The sequence below is a fragment of the Algoriphagus aquatilis genome (assembly GCF_042657405.1).
GTDB lineage: Bacteria > Bacteroidota > Bacteroidia > Cytophagales > Cyclobacteriaceae > Algoriphagus > Algoriphagus aquatilis.
The window spans coordinates 1-22,083 of record NZ_JBHSKS010000012.1; the positions used below are offsets into that span (position 1 = coordinate 1).

At 42.6% G+C, this 22,083-nt stretch carries 24 protein-coding genes; 8 read left to right on the plus strand and 16 right to left on the minus strand.

Annotated features, from left to right (window positions below):
* Positions 1–159: 159 nt before the first annotated feature.
* The 5 genes from ACFPIK_RS14175 to ACFPIK_RS14195 all read right to left on the minus strand — a co-directional run bounded on the left by ACFPIK_RS14175 (position 160) and on the right by ACFPIK_RS14195 (position 3,824).
* Positions 160–882 (minus strand): hypothetical protein, encoded by a 723-nt coding sequence (locus ACFPIK_RS14175; protein WP_377916406.1) that lies wholly within the window; start codon positions 880–882, stop codon positions 160–162.
* Between the two features lie 451 nt (positions 883–1,333).
* Entirely contained in the window at positions 1,334–1,552 is a 219-nt protein-coding gene (locus tag ACFPIK_RS14180) for a helix-turn-helix domain-containing protein (RefSeq protein WP_377916408.1), read from the minus strand.
* A 345-nt stretch (positions 1,553–1,897) separates the two neighbouring features.
* Positions 1,898–2,614 (minus strand): hypothetical protein, encoded by a 717-nt coding sequence (locus tag ACFPIK_RS14185; protein ID WP_377916410.1) that lies wholly within the window; start codon positions 2,612–2,614, stop codon positions 1,898–1,900.
* Positions 2,615–2,729: 115 nt separating this feature from the next.
* The gene (locus ACFPIK_RS14190) at positions 2,730–2,861 is read right to left on the minus strand and encodes a hypothetical protein (RefSeq protein ID WP_377916412.1); all 132 of its coding nucleotides are present in this window, start codon (positions 2,859–2,861) and stop codon (positions 2,730–2,732) included.
* Positions 2,862–2,918: 57 nt separating this feature from the next.
* On the minus strand, positions 2,919–3,824 hold the full coding sequence (locus ACFPIK_RS14195) for a nucleotidyltransferase family protein (RefSeq protein ID WP_377916414.1): 906 nt from the start codon (positions 3,822–3,824) through the stop codon (positions 2,919–2,921).
* A gap of 272 nt (positions 3,825–4,096) precedes the next feature.
* Between ACFPIK_RS14195 and ACFPIK_RS14200 the strand changes: the two genes are divergently transcribed.
* Positions 4,097–4,435, plus strand: coding sequence for a P-II family nitrogen regulator (locus ACFPIK_RS14200; protein WP_377916415.1), 339 nt, complete (start codon positions 4,097–4,099; stop codon positions 4,433–4,435).
* A 37-nt stretch (positions 4,436–4,472) separates the two neighbouring features.
* Positions 4,473–5,714, plus strand: a complete 1,242-nt coding sequence (locus ACFPIK_RS14205) for an ammonium transporter (RefSeq protein ID WP_377916416.1) — start codon at positions 4,473–4,475, stop codon at positions 5,712–5,714.
* Positions 5,715–5,791: 77 nt separating this feature from the next.
* Here ACFPIK_RS14205 and ACFPIK_RS14210 read toward each other — a convergent pair whose 3' ends face one another.
* Entirely contained in the window at positions 5,792–5,983 is a 192-nt protein-coding gene (locus ACFPIK_RS14210; RefSeq protein WP_377916417.1) for a hypothetical protein, read from the minus strand.
* 114 nt (positions 5,984–6,097) lie between these two features.
* Here ACFPIK_RS14210 and ACFPIK_RS14215 point away from each other — a divergent pair, with 114 nt between their 5' ends.
* The 3 genes from ACFPIK_RS14215 to ACFPIK_RS14225 are packed head-to-tail and all read left to right on the plus strand — an operon-like array spanning position 6,098 to position 9,966.
* Entirely contained in the window at positions 6,098–7,543 is a 1,446-nt protein-coding gene (locus ACFPIK_RS14215) for a BatD family protein (protein WP_377916418.1), read from the plus strand.
* Positions 7,543–8,628, plus strand: a complete 1,086-nt coding sequence (gene aroC / locus ACFPIK_RS14220) for a chorismate synthase (protein WP_377916419.1) — start codon at positions 7,543–7,545, stop codon at positions 8,626–8,628. The genes ACFPIK_RS14215 and aroC overlap by 1 nt, the downstream gene beginning before the upstream one ends.
* 9 nt (positions 8,629–8,637) lie before the next feature.
* On the plus strand, positions 8,638–9,966 hold the full coding sequence (locus ACFPIK_RS14225) for a dicarboxylate/amino acid:cation symporter (protein WP_377916601.1): 1,329 nt from the start codon (positions 8,638–8,640) through the stop codon (positions 9,964–9,966).
* Positions 9,967–10,015: 49 nt separating this feature from the next.
* On the opposite strand, the gene ACFPIK_RS14230 is transcribed toward ACFPIK_RS14225, so the two are convergent.
* From ACFPIK_RS14230 to gltX, 6 genes are all read right to left on the minus strand, one after another.
* Positions 10,016–11,071, minus strand: coding sequence for an aminotransferase class V-fold PLP-dependent enzyme (locus ACFPIK_RS14230; RefSeq protein ID WP_377916420.1), 1,056 nt, complete (start codon positions 11,069–11,071; stop codon positions 10,016–10,018).
* Positions 11,068–11,496 carry a type II 3-dehydroquinate dehydratase gene (gene aroQ, locus ACFPIK_RS14235; RefSeq protein ID WP_377916421.1) on the minus strand — a complete coding sequence of 143 codons (429 nt, stop codon included), beginning with the start codon at positions 11,494–11,496 and terminating at the stop codon, positions 11,068–11,070. Before aroQ ends, ACFPIK_RS14230 begins: the two co-directional genes overlap by 4 nt.
* Before the next feature lie 66 nt (positions 11,497–11,562).
* A complete protein-coding gene (locus ACFPIK_RS14240; protein WP_377916422.1) occupies positions 11,563–12,213 on the minus strand; it encodes an outer membrane beta-barrel protein in 651 nt (216 codons plus the stop codon).
* A gap of 33 nt (positions 12,214–12,246) precedes the next feature.
* Complete coding sequence (locus tag ACFPIK_RS14245) at positions 12,247–14,997, minus strand: carboxypeptidase-like regulatory domain-containing protein (protein WP_377916423.1); 2,751 nt, start codon at positions 14,995–14,997, stop codon at positions 12,247–12,249.
* 80 nt (positions 14,998–15,077) lie between these two features.
* Entirely contained in the window at positions 15,078–15,263 is a 186-nt protein-coding gene (locus tag ACFPIK_RS14250) for a hypothetical protein (protein ID WP_377916425.1), read from the minus strand.
* Position 15,264: 1 nt separating this feature from the next.
* A complete protein-coding gene (gene gltX, locus ACFPIK_RS14255; protein ID WP_377916427.1) occupies positions 15,265–16,803 on the minus strand; it encodes a glutamate--tRNA ligase in 1,539 nt (512 codons plus the stop codon).
* A gap of 316 nt (positions 16,804–17,119) precedes the next feature.
* On the opposite strand from gltX, the gene ACFPIK_RS14260 reads away from it, so the two are divergent.
* From ACFPIK_RS14260 to ACFPIK_RS14270, 3 genes are read left to right on the plus strand one after another with little or no spacing between them, the layout of a single operon-like run.
* On the plus strand, positions 17,120–18,676 hold the full coding sequence (locus ACFPIK_RS14260; protein WP_377916429.1) for a hypothetical protein: 1,557 nt from the start codon (positions 17,120–17,122) through the stop codon (positions 18,674–18,676).
* Complete coding sequence (locus ACFPIK_RS14265) at positions 18,651–19,199, plus strand: hypothetical protein (RefSeq protein WP_377916431.1); 549 nt, start codon at positions 18,651–18,653, stop codon at positions 19,197–19,199. The genes ACFPIK_RS14260 and ACFPIK_RS14265 overlap by 26 nt, the downstream gene beginning before the upstream one ends.
* Before the next feature lie 6 nt (positions 19,200–19,205).
* Complete coding sequence (locus ACFPIK_RS14270) at positions 19,206–19,745, plus strand: hypothetical protein (protein WP_377916433.1); 540 nt, start codon at positions 19,206–19,208, stop codon at positions 19,743–19,745.
* 108 nt (positions 19,746–19,853) lie between these two features.
* Here ACFPIK_RS14270 and ACFPIK_RS14275 read toward each other — a convergent pair whose 3' ends face one another.
* The 4 genes from ACFPIK_RS14275 to rimM form a co-directional block, all read right to left on the minus strand.
* Complete coding sequence (locus tag ACFPIK_RS14275) at positions 19,854–20,138, minus strand: hypothetical protein (RefSeq protein ID WP_377916435.1); 285 nt, start codon at positions 20,136–20,138, stop codon at positions 19,854–19,856.
* A 275-nt stretch (positions 20,139–20,413) separates the two neighbouring features.
* Entirely contained in the window at positions 20,414–20,779 is a 366-nt protein-coding gene (rplS, locus tag ACFPIK_RS14280) for a 50S ribosomal protein L19 (protein ID WP_377916437.1), read from the minus strand.
* 78 nt (positions 20,780–20,857) lie between these two features.
* A complete protein-coding gene (gene trmD, locus ACFPIK_RS14285; RefSeq protein WP_377916439.1) occupies positions 20,858–21,547 on the minus strand; it encodes a tRNA (guanosine(37)-N1)-methyltransferase TrmD in 690 nt (229 codons plus the stop codon).
* Positions 21,548–21,550: 3 nt separating this feature from the next.
* Positions 21,551–22,081 carry a ribosome maturation factor RimM gene (gene rimM / locus ACFPIK_RS14290; protein ID WP_377916441.1) on the minus strand — a complete coding sequence of 177 codons (531 nt, stop codon included), beginning with the start codon at positions 22,079–22,081 and terminating at the stop codon, positions 21,551–21,553.
* Between the last annotated feature and the right edge of the window lie 2 nt (positions 22,082–22,083).

The following is a 22,083-nucleotide window of genomic DNA, read 5'->3' on the forward strand; positions in this document are numbered from 1 at the left end:
GAGCTGTACTTTAGTCGGATAACCCATATCTAGTCTAATAACTAGATACAATATCCATAAAAAAAGGCCATAACTCCAAATTATGACCTACTTTTTTTCATCGACTAGTAAAGAGCCAAACATCAGCGGCTGGACAAGTGTCCAGCCGATAAATTGAGATCAAAACGAGTATCGATATCCCAGCAGAGTAGAAAAATAATTTCCGCTATAGAAATACTTGTTTTGGTAGGTTTCTCCATCAAATTCTATCCGATTTAAATCGATTACTATGGAGGGTTCTCGAAAATCCAAACCCCACTGTGAGGTTATACTGATTCGAGATTTATCAGATATTTGATAGAAAAAACTTAGCTCGGGTCTCAAGACAAAAGTAGACTCCTCAATTTCTCTCGTTCCACCCAACTTTACTGGAACTCTTGGTCCACCATTTCCAATCCTGACAATTTGAAGCTCTCCTCCTTGATAGGTATATTCCTCATTATTAGTTATACTAACTAATAATGAGGTCCCTAGATTCAAGCCAAAATTGGGGAGAAAGAATACGTCATATGACATTTTAGGGCCTAAACTCCAATAGTTGGATCTTACCCCTCCGGAGTTACTTTCAGTGTCTAATGGAAGATATCTTGTATTGATGTCAAACCTGTGAAAACTCAAGTCTAAACCAAACGATAATTTGCTAGGTAAATTTTTCATCAAAGAAATCCCATAAAATCTGTTATCAACGGTTTCAATTTTTAAATCAGGAAAATTACCCTGATAACTAAAATTGGTAAAGTTTGCACCAGTTCTAAATTCAATTGAAAGATTGGATTGTGCAGCCACAGGCAGACTTAGGCTTATAAAAATAAGCCATAAACAATAGTTTATTACCTTTCTCATCTTAATAACCTTTATCAATTTGTTTCAAATTAAACTGCCAAAATGCTCCGTTTGGGGAATACCCATGATTTCCTCCAGGTTCAGCGTAAAATTGACTTCTTGCTAATGCTTTATCTCTCAGGTTAGTTGTACAACTAAGCCCCCCCAGGTTAAACTGACAAAAAGGACCGCTTTCAAAAGGTTTGAATTTTTCTTCATAGTTAAAGAGATTTAAGTTCCCTCAAACCTAACGCCGAAAATCCACTAAAAAATACCCAGTACTGGGTATTTTTTAGTGGATTTTGAAAAAAAGTAGAAATAAATTAATTTTTCAGTATTCCCTGATCAATACCTCAGCCGGGATTTTCAGTTTTTCGTTGAGTTTTCGGATCATACTAAGACTGAGTTTGCACTTTCCGGATAGAATTTCCGATTTTCTGGATCGGGCACCCAAAATTTCAGAAAGCTCAGACTACGAGATTCCCATCTGATCCAATCGGAATTTTATCGCTTCAATAGGGTGAGGTTTTGGTATTGGGAAATGCTCATTTTCATATTCTTTGATCAGAATTGAAAGAACCTTCAATTCATCGGATTCTTTCGATTCCGATACTAAATCCACTTGTATCAAGTCATAAGCACGCTCCAAAGCAGCCTCGTATTCGTTGTTATTTTTTATTGGCTTTAGCATAGCTGATAATTTTTGAGTCTATTTTGTCGTATTCCTGATGAGTTCCAAACCAAACGATAATATTAAACTTCAAACTGAAGTTTACTGCTTATGTAGGGTTATACCTTGCCTTGAATCAGGTGATTTTTGGTTCTATTTTTTTCAATAAGAAGAAGAGGTTGCCTAGACAATCTCTTCTAAAGCCTTTTTTATTTCATTAATTACCTGAATCTAGTAACCTCTATTTTTTATTTCCAGCTATTTTTTTCCATATTTTATATATTCCTATTCCCAGTGCAATGATTAATACCAGATTGAGCAGTTGAATTGTAAGTCCGATAAAGTCCATAATTTATAAGGTCTATATTATTCTACAATTTGTGCCCAAGTCACAATACCATTACAAGCCTCAACCCGTACCCTATATCTCACTGATTCGGAAGTGTATATAGTTCCAATACCTTCAAAGAAAATGCTGTATTGAATTTGAAATGTTAGTATTCCACTATATGATCCACCTGAAGATGTTGGATAAGTATCTTGATTTAATGTGTTTTTCCCTAAGGAAACTCCTGCTGTTATACCAGACAATGAGCCGTCATAATTTTCAATTTTCCCACTTCCTGAACCATATTGAAATGTTACCTCCATTTTGACCAATGGATTACCAGTATTTAACTTTGCATATACGCTACCAGGGTTATGAAGGCAAAAAATACGATCAGTTGGATTGAAGCTCGAAGAGTTATCTTCTTGTAAATCTACTTTTTTAGTTAAATTTCCCAAAGAAAGATCATATCCATTTTTCTTATATAAATCTAACACTTCTTTCGAAGGTGCAGATTTTCCGGAAATGTGCATGAGATAAATTTCAAATTCCTTTAATGATTTTACTTTTAAACCCTTTGCTTCATTTTTATTAAGACTTATGAACTCTAATCCATGCGCCTCTACTCTCTTTTGAAGATCTAATGAGTCAATAAATGGTTCCTGATCTACACATGAAAATAAAAAGGAGAACAGTCCAATAATTAACCAAAAATTAAATTTTTGTGTTTTGTGTTTTGTTTTTTGTGTTTTCATAAAATTTTAATGTTATTCTGATAAAGATAGGTCTCAAAAAATCGCCACGAAATACCCTATATAGGGTATATTTCGCATGTTGTTATGAAAAAAGAGGCCTAAGCCTCTTCTCCAACTAGTATTCTCTGATCAATACCTCTGCAGGAATTTTCAGCTTCTCGTTGAGTTTTTGGATCATAATGACTTTGTCTATCACTCCACACGATTCAAACCCAACCTCATTGAAAATCTGTGTGCATCTGTGCATTTTTCTGCATAGATCTGCGTGAACAAAATCAAAAAAAAGAGGCCGAAGCCTCTTTCCTTATTTCCACAAATCTGCCGGATATTCTCCTTCTTGATGCAGCTTTTGCAGTGCATCTATGACCACGGGGCGATCTTCCGTGTACGTTACTCCAAACCAAGTTTTACCTCCCGGTAGAATCTCAAAGGCAGCCTTGCCAGCCTTGATCAGGTTATTGGCTACAGTAGGGATGTAAAATTCCGATTTCAGATTATGCTGATTAGCGGGTAAAAATTCCTTCCACATCTGCTCTATATCTCCGAACACGTCTGGATGAAATCCCCAAAAGTTCATGCTGACAGGTGTATTCTCGGCAATCTCCAAGACTTCTCCTTCTCCACGACTGAGGATTTGACTTCCTTCCCGGGCGATGGAGGTGCGCTCGGTCATTCCGATTAGCTGTCCTTTCTCGTTGGTCTCGCATACGCCACGGCTTACAGTTCCGTTTTCAGAAAGTACGTTTTGGATTGCATAGCCTACCATGGCATGCAGGTCCGGACGAACTTCCGTAGAAAGAAACTTGCCCAATACTTCAAATGCCTCTTTGCCATAAAAGTCATCTGCATTGATCACCGCAAAAGGTTCTTGGATCGCATCCTTGGCGCAAAGTACGGCATGGGCTGTGCCAAAGGGCTTCACCCGGTCTGCCTGCTTTAACTCCGCCGGCACAAAGCTGTCCAAGGACTGAATCACCCAATCCACTTCGATTTTGCCTTCCAGCTTGGGTAGGAATTTTTCTTTGGCTACTTCCAATATTTCCTGTCGGACGATAAAGACCACCTTGCCAAATCCGGCACGGATGGCGTCAAAAATGGAGTATTCCAGGATAGTTTCCCCGTTTGGGCCGAATCCATCAATCTGCTTATTGCCTCCATAGCGGCTACCCATGCCGGCTGCCAATACGAGGAGTGTTGGTTTGTTAGTCATTTCCAGTTGGTTAAAAAACGCTGGCAAAATTAGTCCTAATTCCTTTTGAACCAAACCGGGCTTTTTTGAAAACTAGGTTGAATTTTGAACCAAATAGTTTAAAAAATTTATTGTTTTTAACAGAATATGGGTTAAAAAACTATCATAAAATCATTTATATGTGCTTTTTGAAATTATTTTGGATTAAAAAAGAACCAATTTTTTGATTTTCACTCAGTTTTTCCCTTACTTTCATGTCATAATCTCAAAAAACCATTAAACCTGTTGAAAAAATGAAAAAAATAGAGGCCATCATCCGAACCTCAAGGTTTGATCAGATACATACCTGTGTATCCAAGCTTGGGGTAAAATTCCTCTCCTTTTATGAAATCAAAGGGATGGGCTTTGAGCATGCCCGACTGGAGATGTACCGGGGTGTAGCTTATGAACCCGCCTACATTCCGAGAACAAAGTTGGAAATCGTAGTACCCGATGACTTGGCAGAAGGGGTCATCAATTGCATCCTCAGTGAAGGCAAAACCGGAGAAGTGGGAGACGGCAAAATCTTCGTTTATGACGTGCTAGAAGCCTACCGAATCCGAAACAACGACACCGGCGAGGCGGCACTTTAATCCTCATTTAAAAAAATCACCGAACCTATTTAGACTTATGCAAGAACCTGTTCAAGACCTATTTACGGTCAATAATCTTTGGATGATGATCGCCACCATCTTGGTATTCATCATGCACCTTGGCTTTGCTACCCTCGAGGCGGGCCTTACTCGAGCCAAAAACACAGTCAACATTCTCTTTAAAAATACCATCATTCCTGCCATTGGCTTGTTGACTTATGCATTTGTAGGATTCAATCTGATGTATCCAGGGGCTGATTTTGCCGGTTCCATGTTTGGCTTTGCCGGATTTGGACTCACTCTTCCTGAGGGTTGGGACACAAGCAATTACAATGCTGGATATACCTTTTTCACTGACTTCATTTTCCAAGCCATGTTTGCTGCGACTGCTGCCACCATTGTATCAGGAGCAGTAGCTGAGCGTGTCAAACTCGGTCCATTCATCGCATTTTCTCTGATCTATGTGGGCATTTGCTACCCGATTGTAGGAATGTGGAAGTGGGGAGGAGGATTTTTGAATACACTTGATACTCCGTTTTACGACTTTGCAGGATCGACCATTGTCCATTCAGTGGGTGGATGGGCCGCTTTAGTTGGTGCCTTTTTGCTAGGACCTAGAATCGGCAAATACACACCGACTGGGATGAAGGCGATACCTGGTCATAATATTCCCATGGCTACCATGGGAGTGTTTTTGCTTTGGTTTGGCTGGTTCGGGTTCAATGGGGGCTCGGTATTGAGTGCGGCACCAGGGTTAGTATCCAAAGTTTTTGTGACCACTTCATTGGCAGCTGCAGCCGGGGCATTTGGAGCCTTGATTGCTTCCTATTGGAAATTCAAAACTTACGATATCACCATGGTACTTAATGGCATCTTGGCAGGATTAGTAGGTATCACTGCAGGAGCTGATCAAATGGGTGTGACGGATTCGATCATCATTGGATTCGTTGGAGGAATTTTGGTTGTATTGGCTGTAGTCCTTTTTGATAAAATCAAAATTGATGATCCTGTGGGAGCGATTTCAGTTCACTTGGTGGGTGGAATCTGGGGAACTCTAGCCGTAGGAATCTTTGGTGATTTGGCAGGAATGGGTCAGTTGTATTCTCAATTTTTGGGTGTTGCAGCAGTAGGCCTGTTCTGTTTTGCTACTTCTTGGCTGATTTTCTTCACCTTAAAGAAAACTGTGGGAATTCGCGTTCCTGAGAAGGAGGAAATCGAAGGGCTCGACATCAACGAGCACAGCATGAGAGCTTATCCCGATTTTGCCACAAAAGATTGAAACTAAACCAGCCTATATTCAAAAAGCCCCGAGGAATTACTTCTTCGGGGCTTTTTTGATTCAATTAGATTGTGGGATTAAGAATAGGTTGGTTGGAAATGGCGATTTAGAATGGACTGGTACATGCTTCCGAACATATCATAGCACCAAATTTTAAACTCTTCGAGCTCAGCTGGAACCAGGTAACGAAGGCCTTTTCTCAACTCGCGTTCAAACAGGAATCTGTTGAAACTGACTTTTTGCAAAATGGTCTTTACGTATTCTAGCATAGCGGTACTGATTTGGGTTTATTAACTGATTTTAAGTGTTCCAACGGGGTCAATTCCGAAGATGTTACGTTATTTTGGAAGCTAAAACGCTGGATTTACCCTATTTTCGCATCCATGATCAAAACGACACTTCGTCTGGCTTTCGTATGCTTTGCCCTACTTCTGGTAAGTTTTTCTTACGGACAGGAAGTACAGATCGAATTGGGTCCCGACGAAATCGGACTGAACGAAACCTTCACAATCAAAGTCACCTTGTCTAATGACAAGATTAAGTCATACGATCAGTTCCCTGAGATTCAGGGTTTCCAAAAGCAAGGCATCTCCCAATCTTCCTCGATGAACATCATCAATGGACAGATGAGTAGCTCCAATAGTATCATCCAGTATTATAAGCCAACTCGAAAGGGGCAGTTTACCCTTGGTAATTTTTCTGTCTTGATCAACGGGGAATCCTATTCTTCTCCTGGAAAGAAAATAACAGTAACTGATGCTTCCAGCGCTCAAGGTTTGGGAGGAAATGTCTATGATCCTTTTGCGGAATTTTTTGGTAGATCAGCCGAAGAGCCTGAATTTATCGAATTGGCGGATGATGCATTCTTTTCGGTTTCGGTTGATAAGGATGAGGTTTTTGCAGGAGAGGGCTTTACGGTTACTCTTGCATTTTTCATGTCGGAGCAAAACCAAGCACCATTTCAATTTTATGAAGCAGGCAAGCAGCTCGATGCAATTCTAAAGAAGATTAAACCTAATGGTGCTTGGGAGGAAAACTTCAATATCACCACCATCGACGATGAAATTGTGGAGATTAATGGAAAAAGATGGAATCGCTTTAAAGTATACGAGGCTACCTTCTTTCCTTTTTCGGAAGGCACCATCGAAATTCCAAGAGTTCCTTGGGAAATGATCAAATACAAAGTAGCAAAGAACCCTTCTTTCTTTGGGGCTAATCGTCAGGAAGATTTCAAGACCTTTTACTCTGCTCCAAAAACCATCAAAGTCAAGCCTTTGCCTCCACATCCTTTGAAAAATGAAGTGGCGGTGGGCCTTTACCAGTTAAGGGAAAATATCAGCACACTTGAAGCGACTACTGGGGAAGGCTTCAATTATAATTTTGGAATATCTGGAGTGGGTAATATCAATTCCATAGCCGCACCAAAACGACTCTCTGGTGCCAATCTAAATACCTTTGATCCGAATGTTCGCCAGCAGATCAATCGAGGCTATGGACGAGTATCAGGGATCAAAGAGTTTAACTACTTCATCACACTCAATGAAGCGGGAGAATACAACTTGAAAGACTACTTCAGTTGGATCTATTTTGACCCGATTAGAGCCGTCTATGATACTCTCCAGCCTCAGGCAAAAATCATCGTGAGCGGCGATTCCAAAATCAACCAGGCTCTTTCGGGGCAACGCCTCGGAGGCATCTATGACAGAATCGCAACAGAAAGCAATCAGTTTTCAAACGAGGAATATAAATACTATTTTACCGCTGCAATCAACCTGCTACTTCTAGGAGCAGTGGTACTCCTTGCAGTACTGATAATCAAAAAGAAATAATGGGGAATTCATTTGGAAGGCTTTTCAGAATCACCACATTTGGTGAATCCCACGGAAAAGCTTTAGGCGCTATCGTAGAAGGATGTCCTGCAGGCCTTGAAATCAACGAGGAACAAATCCGCCTCGAAATGCAACGCCGTAAACCCGGACAATCCAAAATCACCACCCAGCGAAAAGAAGAGGACGAAATAGAAATCCTCTCAGGAGTATTTGTAGGAAAATCGACAGGAACTCCTATAGGGATTGTCATCAAAAATGGGGATCAAAAAAGTAAAGACTATTCCCACATCGCGGATAAGTTTCGCCCTTCACATGCCGATTACACCTATTTTGAAAAGTACGGCATCCGAGATTATAGAGGCGGAGGCCGCTCGAGCGCCAGAGAAACAGCTGCCAGAGTAGCAGGCGGGGCGATTGCCAAGCAATTTTTGGCTACCAAAGGCATTCAAATTCAGGCTTATGTCTCTCAGGTTGGAGATTTGGCCCTTCAAAAGCCCTATACATCACTCAATCTTGACCTTGCAGAAGACAATATCGTACGCTGCCCTGATCCTGAAATAGCCGATCAAATGATTGCTTTGATTGATTCCGTACGCCTAGAGAGAGACACTATCGGCGGAGTGGTCTCCTGTGTGATCAAAAACTGTCCTCCCGGACTGGGTGAGCCGGTTTTTGACAGATTGCATGCCGAGCTAGGCAAAGCCATGCTGAGCATCAATGCGGTAAAAGGTTTTGAATATGGAAGTGGTTTTGAAGGAGTGAAAATGCGCGGCTCCCAACACAATGATGCCATCGTCAACGAAGCCGGAAAGATACATACCACCAGCAACCACTCAGGAGGGATCCAGGGTGGAATCAGCAACGGGGAAGACATTTATTTCCGTGTGGCATTCAAGCCCGTGGCCACTATCATGCAAGACCAGGAGTCTGTCAATGAAGCCGGAGAAACGGTGACGGTAAGCGGAAAAGGGAGACACGACCCCTGCGTAGTCCCAAGAGCTGTACCGATCGTGGAGGCTATGGCGGCGTTGGTACTAGCTGACTTCCTGCTTATTTCCAAAACCAATAAACTAGCAGAAATATAACCCCCCATCATCTTGAAAAAATTACCTCTACATACTCAAATCATCATCGGATTGGTATTAGGCTTGGCCTTTGGGCTTGTCTCCATCCAAGTAGGTATCCCAAAATGGATCACCCTTGACTACATCAAGCCGGTTGGTACCGTATTTATCAATGGGTTGAAAATGATCGCCATGCCTTTGGTTTTGGCTTCCTTGATTATTGGTGTTTCCAACCTTGGCGATATCTCCAAACTTAGCAGAATCGGAGGTAAAACGCTGACGGCATTTCTGATTACCACGATAATTGCGATTTGTACAGGTTTAGGATTGGTCAATCTTTTTAAGCCTGGAGAAGGTTTGCCTGACTCGACCAGAGAAAGCCTCATGGCAATGTATGAAGGTGACGCAGGAAAACGTGCCGAAGCGGCAGCACAGCTTCAAGATCAAAGTCCTCTACAGCCATTAGTGGATATGGTACCCCAAAATCTCTTTTTGGCCACAACTGACAATGCAGCCATGCTTCAGGTGGTATTCTTTGCTATTCTGGCAGGCATAGCCTTGCTTCAAATCCCAAAATCCAAGGCAGAACCTGTAGTTGCATTCTTTGATGGTCTTAATGACGTCATTATTCAGATTGTGAATTACATCATGGTCATTGCTCCCTATGGGGTTTTTGCACTGATGGCATCTCTGATCGTGGAGATTGCGGGTGACAATCCTGAATCTGCCGTGACGTTGCTTTTAGCCTTGCTCAAATACAGCCTGATCGTACTGGGTGGATTGTTCTTTATGATGTTGGTGATCTATCCGCTCATGTTGAAGTCTTTTACCAAGATTAAGTATGCTGATTTTTTCAAAGCAATAAGGCCTGCTCAATTGCTAGCTTTTTCGACCAGTTCCAGTAATGCAACCCTTCCTGTGACCATGAAACTCACCGAAGAAGAACTCGGGGTGTCTGAAAACATTTCCAGCTTTGTGCTACCTCTTGGTGCCACCGTCAATATGAACGGAACGAGTTTGTATCAAAGTGTTGCCGCTGTATTTATCGCCCAAGCTCTTGGGATGGACTTGTCATTTTCTCAGCAGGTGATGATCGTATTGACCTCCACTCTGGCGGCTATTGGATCAGCGGGAGTTCCAGGTGCTGGATTGATCATGTTGATCGTTGTCTTGGAGGCTATCGGAGTCCCTGCTGCGGGCATTGCGCTTATCATGGCTCCTGATCGGATTTTGGATATGTTCCGTACGGTTGTTAATGTCACCGGTGATGTAGTAGTGACTGCGGTGGTAGCCAGCACCGAGGGTGAATTGCCGGATGGGATGATCCGAAAAAGCAATCCGATGACTCCAAACGAATAAAAGAGCAATAGATCTAATGAAAAAGCCCGGTTGATACCGGGCTTTTTGCTTAATAAGCAATTAGAAAGTTGACCAATCGATCAAATTCTTCATCGGTGATAGCCGGGAAGTTGGCGATACGAAAACTCGTTGGCTTTAAAGGACCATATCCACTACCCAATTGCATTCCTTCTTTTTCGGCTGCTTTTTTCACAGCCGAAATCAATTCTTCCGACCCGGAAACTGCCAAAACTGTGGTGCTCCTAGTCGCTCCATTATCTACTAAAAGTCGAAACTTCGTCGATTGTGCAATGGCTGTCTCCAACTTGAGCATGCGCTTTCTCAATCTGGCATCTACCTGCTGAATTTCTTGCAGATCCTTCAAAACCCGATTGAGCAGATATATCCCAAAGACATTTGGAGTGTAGTGAGTTTGATATCCTGCCGCATTTTCCAGCATAAAGGAAAGACTGTTGTATCTGCCTTTTTCACCTTTTCGCTGAGCCTTTTCGATGGCTTTGGGTGAAATGATCAAGAGGCCCAATCCTGCTGGAAGCCCAAAACATTTTTGTACTGAAGCGTACCAAATATCCGCCAGAGAAAAATCCAGTTCGATACCTCCCATAGAGGAAGTTGTATCCACGGCTATCATTTTCTCAGGATACTTCTCAGCCAATTCCTTCAAAACCGTCATGGGTACTTGAGAAGCATTCGCTGTTTCGTTTTGAGTGATGGCTATAAGATCTACCGCTTCTCCGATTTCCAAACCGGCAACGTCTATTTCCTGATTTGCCTCAATTTTCAATCCTACCGAAGCGGGAATGATGTGCTTGGCATATTTAAACCATTTTTTCCCAAAAGAACCTGAATAAATATGGAAACTGGCTTTTTCAACAATCGATTGGGAGATGATTTCCCAGTTTTCTGTGGCCGAAGAAGTGAAAAGCAATTTATAGTCATCAGGCATGTGGAGCTTTTCTCGCAACAGCTGTTCCGTCTCTTGGTAGAGATTCATAAACACACTGCTGCGGTGATTGGCGCTTAAAATACCCTGATGGTAAGCATCCTGCATGTAGTGAGGCAAGGCGTCGTATACCTTGGATGGACCTGGAGCAAATGTGATCATAGCTGGGGGGAATTTAGAAAATAGAGGATACCCAGTTCATAACCCTTAAGCCCTAGACCTGAGATCATACCCACGCAAGACTTGGAAATGATGCTTTTATGACGAAACTCCTCCCGTTTGTAAATATTGGAAATGTGAACTTCCAAGGTTGGCGTAGTCACGCCTGCGATGGCGTCAGAAATAGCCACAGAAGTATGGGTGTAGCCACCGGCATTGAGAAGAATAGCATCAAACTGAAATCCGACTTCGTGGATTTTGTTGATGAGTTCACCTTCTACATTACTTTGAAAGTAGTGAAGATTGACCTGAGGGAATCGCTTTTTTAAATTTTCGAAATACTCTTCGAAGGATTCACTCCCGTAGATTTCGGGCTCTCTTTTTCCCAGGAGATTGAGATTGGGGCCGTTGATGATTTGAATGTTCAAGGTGTAATAGGTTTATCAGTAGGGTCAAAGTTACAGAGTCCATCCAAGCTTCCAACGGTCAGGACTTTATTCCTTTCGTTCTTTTACCCGGAAGAGGTAGGCAATCGTAAATTCCAGATTGGTAGAATTCATATCAAAAATCCGATCCTGTGATTCCGGATTGGTGAAATCATAGGCGAATCGTGCTTCCGCTGAGAGCGTACTTTTCCCGAAAAGCTTAGAAATCCCTGCCCCGGCGGTGATGCCGTACATCAATTTATTGGGACTATCAGTCGCTTGACCAAAAGTAGGCAACTCCCGAGGTGTAGCACCTGAATAACTTCTGACAACATCCCTGACTGCGGTGAGCATGCCGAGATGTGGGCCAGCTTTGATTTGAAATCTTCCCGATCTACCGGCGAAAACACTCGCCATGAAGGGAATTTTGAGGTAAGTAAACTCAGTTTGATTCAGTTGTTCGGTAACACTAAATTGCCGGAATCCCAGCGTGATCTGTTGAAGGTTTAATTCTACTCCGGCATTCTTTGAGTTGAAATACTCCACAACCAAAGCAAATGTCGGAGCAGCAATTCCTTCGACCGACCGGCTTCTTGTCCCGCCAGTAGCCTGATAACTGTAGGAGGAAGTGGCATAGCCACCCCGGATGCCCACACTAAGCTGTGCCCAAACAGATGCTGGGAAAAGACAAAGAAATAGAAGGAGCCCTGATTTATTCATGGCCAAAATTAAGGGAATTAGCCACCGAAAAGGTCATTTTTTATTCAAAACAAAGGTTCCTTTAATAACCTCACCGTCTACAGTAAGCCCTCTTACCTCGATGATCACCGGTCCTGAGCTGTCATTGGAGTAAAAGGAAAAGGTTAATTCTCCCTTTTCATCAGTCACCAAATAGGGATTCCAATAGAGCGTCTGCCGATCGTCTTTCTCAATTGGAGTAGTCAATGTTGAGTAGTTGATCTCGAAAAATCTCCCCGGAGGCTGATAACCTTCAATGACCGTCTCGACCATTCCTATTCCTGTGAGATCCCCCACTTTTTCCATGTTGTCCTTCAGGTAAATAGCAATCACTCCGTTTCTTCCCTGATCTCCCAACATGGGAACCATTCGGGATACTACTTCTACCCGATCAATGTCGAATGGATTGATCGATCTAATATTGTCTGCAGCGGTACTCAACCCGCCCGAAACCAACACAACCCCGTCCAACATGACTACCGGCTCCATGGATCCTCTGGCGGATACTGCACCACCTCGAAGGCGAATGGACTGCTGCCCTGTACCACCCACGAGATATACTTGAGCACCCGGTACATTGCCCACGATACTGTTGACCAAATCCATTGAACTTCCCGTTTTGGTCAGTTTTTCACCTTCAATAATGAAATCTGGACTTCCATAGATTGCTTTGGAGGCATTGGACTCTTTAGGTTTTTCAGCAGAAGTAGTAACTTCTTCTTGTTGATCGATGATTTTAATCGGCTTGGCTAAGGTGGTTACTTTCGGAAAATAAGGCTCTGCAGGCAAGGAAACAGGAGCTTTCAAAGGCATTTCCAAGGAAACACGAAGCGGCTTTCCCTTCTTATCTGAAGCAGAAAAACCGAGACGCATCGGACCGTAAAACTCCATTTCCTCTAAAGCAAAATTTCCGTCACCATTTGATTGAAGATCAATCATCCCTTGAAAGTCATTGACAAAGGCGGTCACATCAGTGGCAACTCCTTTTCCTTTTTCGTCTGCGACTTTCCCTGAAAACTTCAGATCTTTTTCCACCGGATACGAAAATCGATCCAGTCCCAAATTTTCAGGGACTTCTGCCAGATCCAGGCTTTGATTCATCTCCGGATAGCGTAGGATAGGAACCAACTGCTCTGCATCCCAAGCTCCTACCGATAAGGTGGTGGCCGCGGGTCTTCCTTTTGAATCGGTAAGTTTTAAGGTAAGGGTGACCTTTTCTCTGGAACCAAAAACTGGCTTATCTGTCTGTAGGCTTATGCCTTGGTTAGTCCAAGTCGAAGTCGCCTCTTCATTGATGATGCGCTTGTAGGGATTCAGGATGGATAGAGGCTGTAGGAAATAGTGGTTGGGGCCATAGTTACGCATCCAGTTGGTGTAGGCTCTCAGGAAATACTTCTCCCCATTGAGTGTGTCAGGCAAGTAAAAGTCTCCGACGGCAATTCCATCTCGGATCGGAAACTTCTTCTCGATCAGCAAATCCCTGTCGCTGTTGATCACTTCCACATGAAGCACTTTGCTCAATTCATCCCTGACGTAGGGGTTGCCATAAGCAAAGTAACCTTTGAAAAAGAGCTGATCTCCCGCATAGTAATAGGGCTTGTCCGTATGAAGGTAAACTTTCTCCTGGTAGTTCCGGGCAGTTTTGGCCAAATCCTGAAGCAGGATTGCTTTTTCTGCATTGTAGTCCAAAGGAAGCAAATTAGAAATTCGCTTGCGGTCCATATCCCCTGAAAAAACGACATCTTCGGGATTGAGCACCATGCCGTTATCTTTCACTTTGACTTGACCTTTGTTCACCTCGAGCCAAGAAATTGGATAAGGGGCATCTTTGTAAGTATTGGCTTGTGCAAAGCCTTTTTGGTAATGGATCTCGATTCTACCTTTCAGATTCAGCAAATAGGTGCCGGGAGGACTTGTGGGAGTAACCAGAGGATCGGCCTTGTAAGGCACTACGGATTTGCCGAGTTCATTGGCAAAAATATCCGAGCGCATATTCATACTGGCCGAACCGCCCGCTTTGTCACCATAGAGGTAAAAACCTTCCCGTTCTGAGGAACCTTTTAGAATCGCCCGAAACATATTCATGGGAGATTTGCGGTACACATCGGCTCGGTTTTTCTCCCATGTAGATTTTTGAATATCAGACTCAGGCTTCATTTCCTCAAAACGCGCCGCACCAGCTATTCGGTAATTGGTCGGAGAGTCAAAGAAATCCTTGAGGTTGAAGGTGATCTTATAGCCCAAAAAGGCATTTTCGATCTCGATAGGCTGATCAGCTTTAGCGACAAAGGCGCCCTTTTCAGCCGCTACAGGGAAGTCGATCACCCAAGGATTCAGAATAGTTGTTTTGGCAGCTGCCTCGTCGATTCCGATAAAGAGATTTTGAAACTTGCGTAGATCACGTTCCCAATTTTTGTCTCGAGAGGCTTTGATTTCTACATCAGAAAGCTCCTGAGCAAAAGGTTTCATACTCAAACTGATGGTGAGTGTACCCCCAGGATTAAGCGTGACTTTTCGGGTTTCTGCCACATAACCCATAAATGAAAATCCCAACTCCAAGGGTCCTGCTTCCAAGCCTGAAAGCGTGTACTTCCCATCCATGTCCGTGACCGTAGCAATAGTTGTGTTGTTGACAAAGACACTGCAAAAGGGTAGCGTCTCGCCTGTCTCGGCATCTTTGATTTGTCCTGTGATGGTCCCTGTCTGCGAAAAGCTGTAAAAAACGGTTATAAAAAAGACCAAAAAAGACAAAAGAAACTGCTTCATATCAGGGAGTTGGTTTAGTAAGAAATTGATGGAGCAAAGTAAAAAAAAAGCCCCAAAAGGGGCTGATAAGATTAGTTAAATTATTCCGACTTTGAATCGTCCCGATCCTTGAGCTTTTTGTCCTCCACATTTTTATTGAGAAACTCGTTGATTTTATCGATGGAAAAGGAAGATGAAATCTCTCCGAAAGAGTTGATCTCCATCTTGAAGCCTTTGAGCTCTTCATGAACCCGAGGCTCCTCTTCTTTTTTCTTTTTCTTGGTCATTTTAGCCTACGACAGTTAGGGTGTTCAACGCATATCGGATTCTTTTGGCCACTTCAGCAGGACCTAAAATCGCAAAAACTTGCATCAAATCCGGTCCTGCGCCCATTCCGGTGACAGCCAATCGTACAGCCTGCATCACCTTGCCGAGCTTGATTCCTTCGGCTTCGGCTGTTTTTTCAAGCAGCATTTTGGCATTATCCCCTTCAAAAAGCCCATCAAATGTATCCAAAGCAGCTGCATACGCAGTCAGGAGATTGGCGGCATCGGCATTCCATTTTTTGGAGGCTACCTCTAGGTCAAATTCCTTCGGTGCCGTCATGATGAATTGACTGTCTCTCCAGAAATCAGAAGGGAAAGTCACCCGATCCTTGAGCAGACTGATAATGGCTTGGGCTTTTTCCTCAGGGATTGTGATGTCGTCGCCTTTTGCGTCAGCAATCAGGAATTGAGCCAATTCGGAATTGGATTTGGTCCGGATGTACTGCTCATTGAACCACTTGGCTTTGGCAATGTCAAACTTGGTTCCGGCCTTGCCAATCCGCTCGATGCTGAAAGCCTCCACAAGTTCTTCCAGAGAGAAAATCTCCCGCTCGTCGCCGGGATTCCAACCCAAGAAGGCTAGAAAATTCAAAAACGCATCCGGCAAATAGCCCTGCTCGCGGAAGCCTGAGGCCTTCTCCTGAGTAAAAGGATCGGTCCAATTCAAAGGGAATACCGGAAAACCGAGCTTATCTCCATCACGCTTGGAAAGCTTGCCATTGCCATCCGGCTTGAGCAAAAGCGGTAAGTGGGCAAACTGCGGCATGGTATCCTCCCATCCGAAAAACTTATACAGCAACACGTGAAGCGGCGCCGAGGGAAGCCATTCTTCCCCACGAATGACGTGGGTGATACCCATCAAGTGATCGTCCACGATATTGGCTAGGTGGTAGGTCGGCATACCGTCTGACTTCATCAGGACTTTATCGTCCAAGGTGCTCGAGTGCACCATCACCCAACCACGGATTAGGTCATTCAAACGTACATCTTCCTTCAGTGGAATTTTGATGCGGATCACGTAGGGATCACCCGAAGCGAGTCGGGTCGCTACCTCATCCTTGGAGAGGGTGAGGGAGTTTTTCATTTGGGTACGTGTGATGCTGTTGTACTGCGGCTGCACCACACGGGCAGCGGTGAGTCGCTCACGCATGGCTTCCAGCTCCTCCGCGGTGTCAAAGGCATAGTAGGCATGACCTTTATTCACCAAGTCCAAGGCATACTGCATGTACATTTCCTTGCGCTCCGATTGGCGGTAAGGAGCTACGCTGCCGGGTTTCCAAGGGCTCTCGTCCGGAGTGATTCCCAACCAATCGAGTGACTCACGGATGTAATCTTCCGCACCGGGCACAAAGCGGGTTTGGTCGGTGTCTTCGATGCGAAGGAGAAATTTCCCGCCCATTTTGCGGGCAAAAAGGTAATTGTATAGGGCAGTGCGGACACCGCCAATATGCAGGGCGCCAGTAGGGGATGGAGCAAATCGTACGCGAACTTCTCTATTCATGGGAGGTCAGTATCTGAGCTTGAAACCCTGAAAAACAGGTCTTGGTTTAGTCCAAATCAGGGCGCAAAGATAGGGAATAGTTGGGGAAAGGGGATTAATACGTCAAAAAGTAAGGTTATCAGTTGAATGGCTTTATATTTTGAGTTTTTTAAAATTCTAGGTGGTCATACTTGACTTTTAAAGAAATAGGTTTGATCTTTTTTGGAGTTTTAAACTAAACAAAACATATCCTTTTTATGAAAAACAAATTTGCCCCCCCTATTACAAAAACCTGAGTAGATTCGGTTTTTTAGCCTTTCTAGCCTTTTTCATGACCATGAATCTCCTCCTTACCTCCTGCGTGGATGAACCCGAGGCCCCCAAAGTCAACCTGGAAGAATCTGGCCAAATCCAACAGGTCAAATCCTGGTTTGAAACCAATAAAAGCAAACTTCGACTACCAAAGAAAGGCAATAACCTTAGAACAGATTCTCAAGAACTAATTCTCCCATTTTTTGAAAAGGAGCCTGACTGGGATAAGTTTCACCATTATTACTTTCCGGATGGAAGAGAGGTATTTGAGGTAAGTCTTTCAAATGCGACAAAATATTTTCCAGCAAGTATTATTGAAAATTTCCCAAATGAAAATCCTGAAGATTACATGGTTCAAAATATAATGTTCGTAAAACACCCTACAGAAAATAGATTTGATCCATTAATTGCTAGGTATTATCCAAGCGACGAATATTCCAAAAATCATCAAAAAAATATAGCATACAAGCAAATTGATCAATATTGGTCAGGTAGACTCGATATTTTCACATACGATGAACACCATTTCATTGGATTCCTTATAGAAGATGGAGAAATAATAAATACCCTCAGCTATGGGAAACAAGCTGAAGCAAACGGAAGAATATCTGGTGATTGCCAAACAGTTATTAAAGAGGTAGTATGGGCTACAAACGAGCCGGGTTCAGAGGAGGACGATCCTTACGGTTATGTTGTAACCTATCATTCAATATTAATAGCTCAAACAACCTGTTCTGGATCAGGAAGCTATACCCCAACTGGCGGCACTCAAGTTATCAATGGAGAACCATATTATTCATTTGGAGCCACTGACCCTGGAATCAATTGTGGAGGATATTGTGAATATATTGTTCCTGTAGTTTCCAGACCATCATCAATAATCTTAAACTTACTTACAAATCCTTGTGCCTCAGATATTTTCAAACAGCTTAAAAAGAATTCTCTGTTAAAATCATCTATAGGGAATTTAAACAGTATGAATAATATTATACAACTTTTAGATAGTGCAAATAATTTTGAATTCTTTATAAAAAATGTAGACTTCACCTCTCCTCAATACAACCCTTCAGCTAATGCTATAACAAGGGCAAGACCAGTATTTAACGAAACTACAGGCAAGTATGAAGTCACGATTGAAATAAATAATGATTATTTAAATAGCGCAACAAAACTTTCAATAGCTAGAACAATGCTTCATGAAATGGTTCATGCATATTTAGTATATTCATTTAAAACTGGTATTGATGGAACTTTTAATAGTTCTTTACAACAATATTCATTAAATGGAGGAAACGACTTAGATTTTTTTCATCACAATTGGATGGCTAAATATATTGATGCCATTGGGTATTCATTAGCAGAGTGGAATAGGAGGTTTGGAAATTCCATAATAAATGACAGAAATTATTATGATGAAATTGCTTGGGGAGGATTAAGTGCAAGAGCATTTCAAAATGGACAACTCGTTTGGTTTGAAGCATTTGAATCAAAATTCCCTGATCAATATAAAAGAACCGAAGTACATCAGAAAATTGAAAATGAAAATAAAGGCTATTATGACTCTAAAGGCAAACCTTGTTAAAGTTTTACTTTTTATTATTTGTTTTGTTGGTTTGGCCTTTGGCCAAACCAACCTAAAAGATGAAACATCAATAATTAATTTCTTATGTAAACAGTATCAAGTAGAGTATTTACATAAAGACTTAAAAGATTTTCGAGGAGCAGGTTTTAACAGCTATTCTGATCTTAAAACTACAGGCTTAGATTTTGCCCCATTTGGACAATTTGACCTGGATTCTATCTTTACAATAGACCAAAGAAAAGCCCTTGAAGAAAATTTAACTCATACTACGGTTAGGCGGATAAGAAATAGCGAGCCCCCAAAAAAGGTAAAACTGATGGAATACGATAGGGATTTTAAGAAAGGAGAAGTATTTGGGTTTTCTCGTATTTTGGTACAGGACGGAAAAGATAACTTTACCTATGCCATTGTCTTGGTTTCAAAAGGATTTGCCCAAGATTATTGGTCCGAATGGTATCTGATTCTGAGAAAGGAAGGGGATGAATGGAGAGAAATCTACAGAACTGATATTGGAATAAGCTAAACCCCTATGATGATGAAGCTTTGTCAATTTCTTTTTTCCTTATTCACTTTATTGGTGTTGGAAAGTTTTCAAAGTCATGAAAATGATGAAAAGAGAATTTTTGAACTTCTCTCTGACTTGGAAAAAATCGAGTATGTATCTGATACTCCTATAAAATGGAGCGACTATGGATTCACGAATTATCAAAAATTGAATCATGAAAACATCGTCAATTTTGATCGGAAAGAATTTGAGTTAGATCTTTTGTTTGATGAAAAGCAAAAGGAGGAACTAGACCAAAAAGTCCAATCCGACAAGCCTATTAAAATTCAGAAAAAAGATCTTCCTGCAAACGCAACCCTAGTTACTAAAGACTATGGACAATTAAGAAGAACAGTTTTTAGTTTTTCCCAACCTATTTTTCAGGAAGGAAAAGTTGGGACTAAGTATGCCTTTATTTTGGTAAGCCAAACCTTTGAGTCAGAAGGAACGACAAAATATTTCTTCTTGCAAAAAAATGACGGAAAGTGGAAAATTAGAGGTATGCAGATAATTGGTTTTTCTTAAGACAATCAATTGATTGAATTCAAATTTCTTTTCTAAAATCTTTGAATCATTAATTTGATTAGCCCAAATCGATCGATTTGGGCTATTTTATTCTCAAGTAACCTAATTTTAGATCCTCCTCTCCAACCATGCCAATATCCCAAACCAAAGCAGACACTTCAACCCAAGGCCTACAAAAAAATAACTGATCCAATCCTGAGGACTTAGGGAAGGAAAAAACCAGAGTAAATCTTCTTCTATTTCGATCTCCCAGTCTGAAAACAATCCCTCAGATCCCAAGTAGACCATATACCCGCTAGCCAAGGCAAAGAGCACCAAAACCACCTGCCCGATGCGGAGAAAAGCACGTCCCAAGATCGCCCCGGGATCGGTGTAAGTCATGGATGTATTCATAGTGATCAGATTTTCTCCAAGTTAGCAATTGTTTTTCCGCCTAGTTATCTCTTAAAACCTTATCATTCATCTAGAATTCTGATGCCCCCGCAAAAATCTATTTTATTGGCCACCCGAAGTGATTATCAAAAAAACGGCTAGAAATTCAATTTTGTGCCATCATCAAAAATAAAAAATCTGTGTTAATCTGCGTCCTTATCTGCGAAAATCAGTGGGAAACCTAATAAAAAAAGGAACCCCTTTCGAGATTCCTTTCTTTATCAAACAGGCAAATCTTAGCTTTTTGCTCTGATTTTTTCTTTGATACGTGCAGCCTTACCCTGACGTCCTCTGAGGTAAAACAGACGAGCTCTTCTTACTTTACCTTCTCTTACCAAGTCGATCTGCTCGATCGCTGGAGAGATGATAGGGAAGATACGCTCTACACCCACACCGTTGGATACTTTACGCACGGTAAAGGTCTCCCCGTTGGAGTTAGGGTTTTTGCGCTGGATCACAGTTCCCTGAAACTGCTGGATACGCTCCTTGTTACCTTCTTTGATACGTACGTGTACGTTGATGGTATCACCGGCTTTGAAAGAAGGGAACTTGGCTCTCGCCTCGCTGTATTCCGCTTCTACAATTTTCATTAGATCGCTCATAGCTTTATGTTTTTATGCTTTCGCAGTGCACCGCCGCAGCGGTATAAATGAATTACTTCTGTTAAAATCTTGTCTCGCCTATTCCCAACCTGTGCCCTTAAGCAGATCAGGCCGTTTTTCTTTGGTTCGGCGAACCGACGCTTCAAATCTCCACTCGCTTATCTTGGCTTCGTGCCCGGAGAGTAACACCTCTGGAACTGTCATCCCCTCGTACTCTGCCGGTCTAGTGTAGACTGGCGGGGCAAGCAAATTATCCTGGAAGGAGTCTGTCAAGGCCGAAGTCTCGTCATTGAGCACTCCCGGAATCAGTCGAATGAGGGCATCTGCTACGACAGCGGCTGCCAATTCCCCACCGGAGAGCACAAAGTCTCCGATGCTGATTTCCTTGGTGATGAACTTATCTCTGACCCGTTGATCCACTCCTTTGTAGTGACCACATAGGATCAGGAGGTTTTGTTTCAGAGAAAGCGAGTTGGCCATGGGCTGATCAAAAGTCTCTCCATCGGGCGTCATGTAGATGATTTCATCGTACGTTCGCTCCTGCTGAAGGGCCTCGATGCATCGGGCAATTGGCTCGATCATCATGACCATCCCGGCACCACCACCAAACGCATAATCGTCCACCTGCTTTTGTTTGCCGGTAGCATAATCCCTCAAGTTGTGCACGCGAACTGTGGCGAGACCTTTTTCTTCGGCTCTTTTGAGAATCGAATGGGAAAAGGGTCCTTCCAGCAATCCCGGCACCACCGTGATGATATCGATATGCATGGCTTAGTCTTCCAGATAAATGTCAAGTAAGCCTTCGGGTAGCTGACAGTAAACTTTTTTAGCTGCCTTGTCCACCTTGGAAATAATGCCATCCTGAATCGGAATCAGCACTTCTTTACCTTGATGGGTCACCCCGAGGAGGTCCTGTGTCTCCAGATCGTAGATGATCTGCACAGGGCCAATCAGACCGAGCACCTCATCGATGACTTCAAATCCGATCAGCTCGTGGTAGTAGTATTGATCCTCATCCAGTTCGGGTAGCTCAGTAAGTGGAAGGTAAACCTCCGCGCCTACCAAGGCTTCTACCTGTTCGATGCTGTTGAGATCCTCAAACTTGGCCAATGCTTTTCCCCCAGGCTGAAGCACAAAATGCTCCAAAAAGAAGGGAATCAATCTGCCTTTTTGCTCGAGAAAGAGGTGCTCCAATCCGTCGTAATCCTCCGGATAGTCTACATCCAGCACCACATTTACTTCACCACGAAGTCCATGAACTTTGGCTATACGGCCTATTTGAAAGCACTGATCCTTGTTCATGG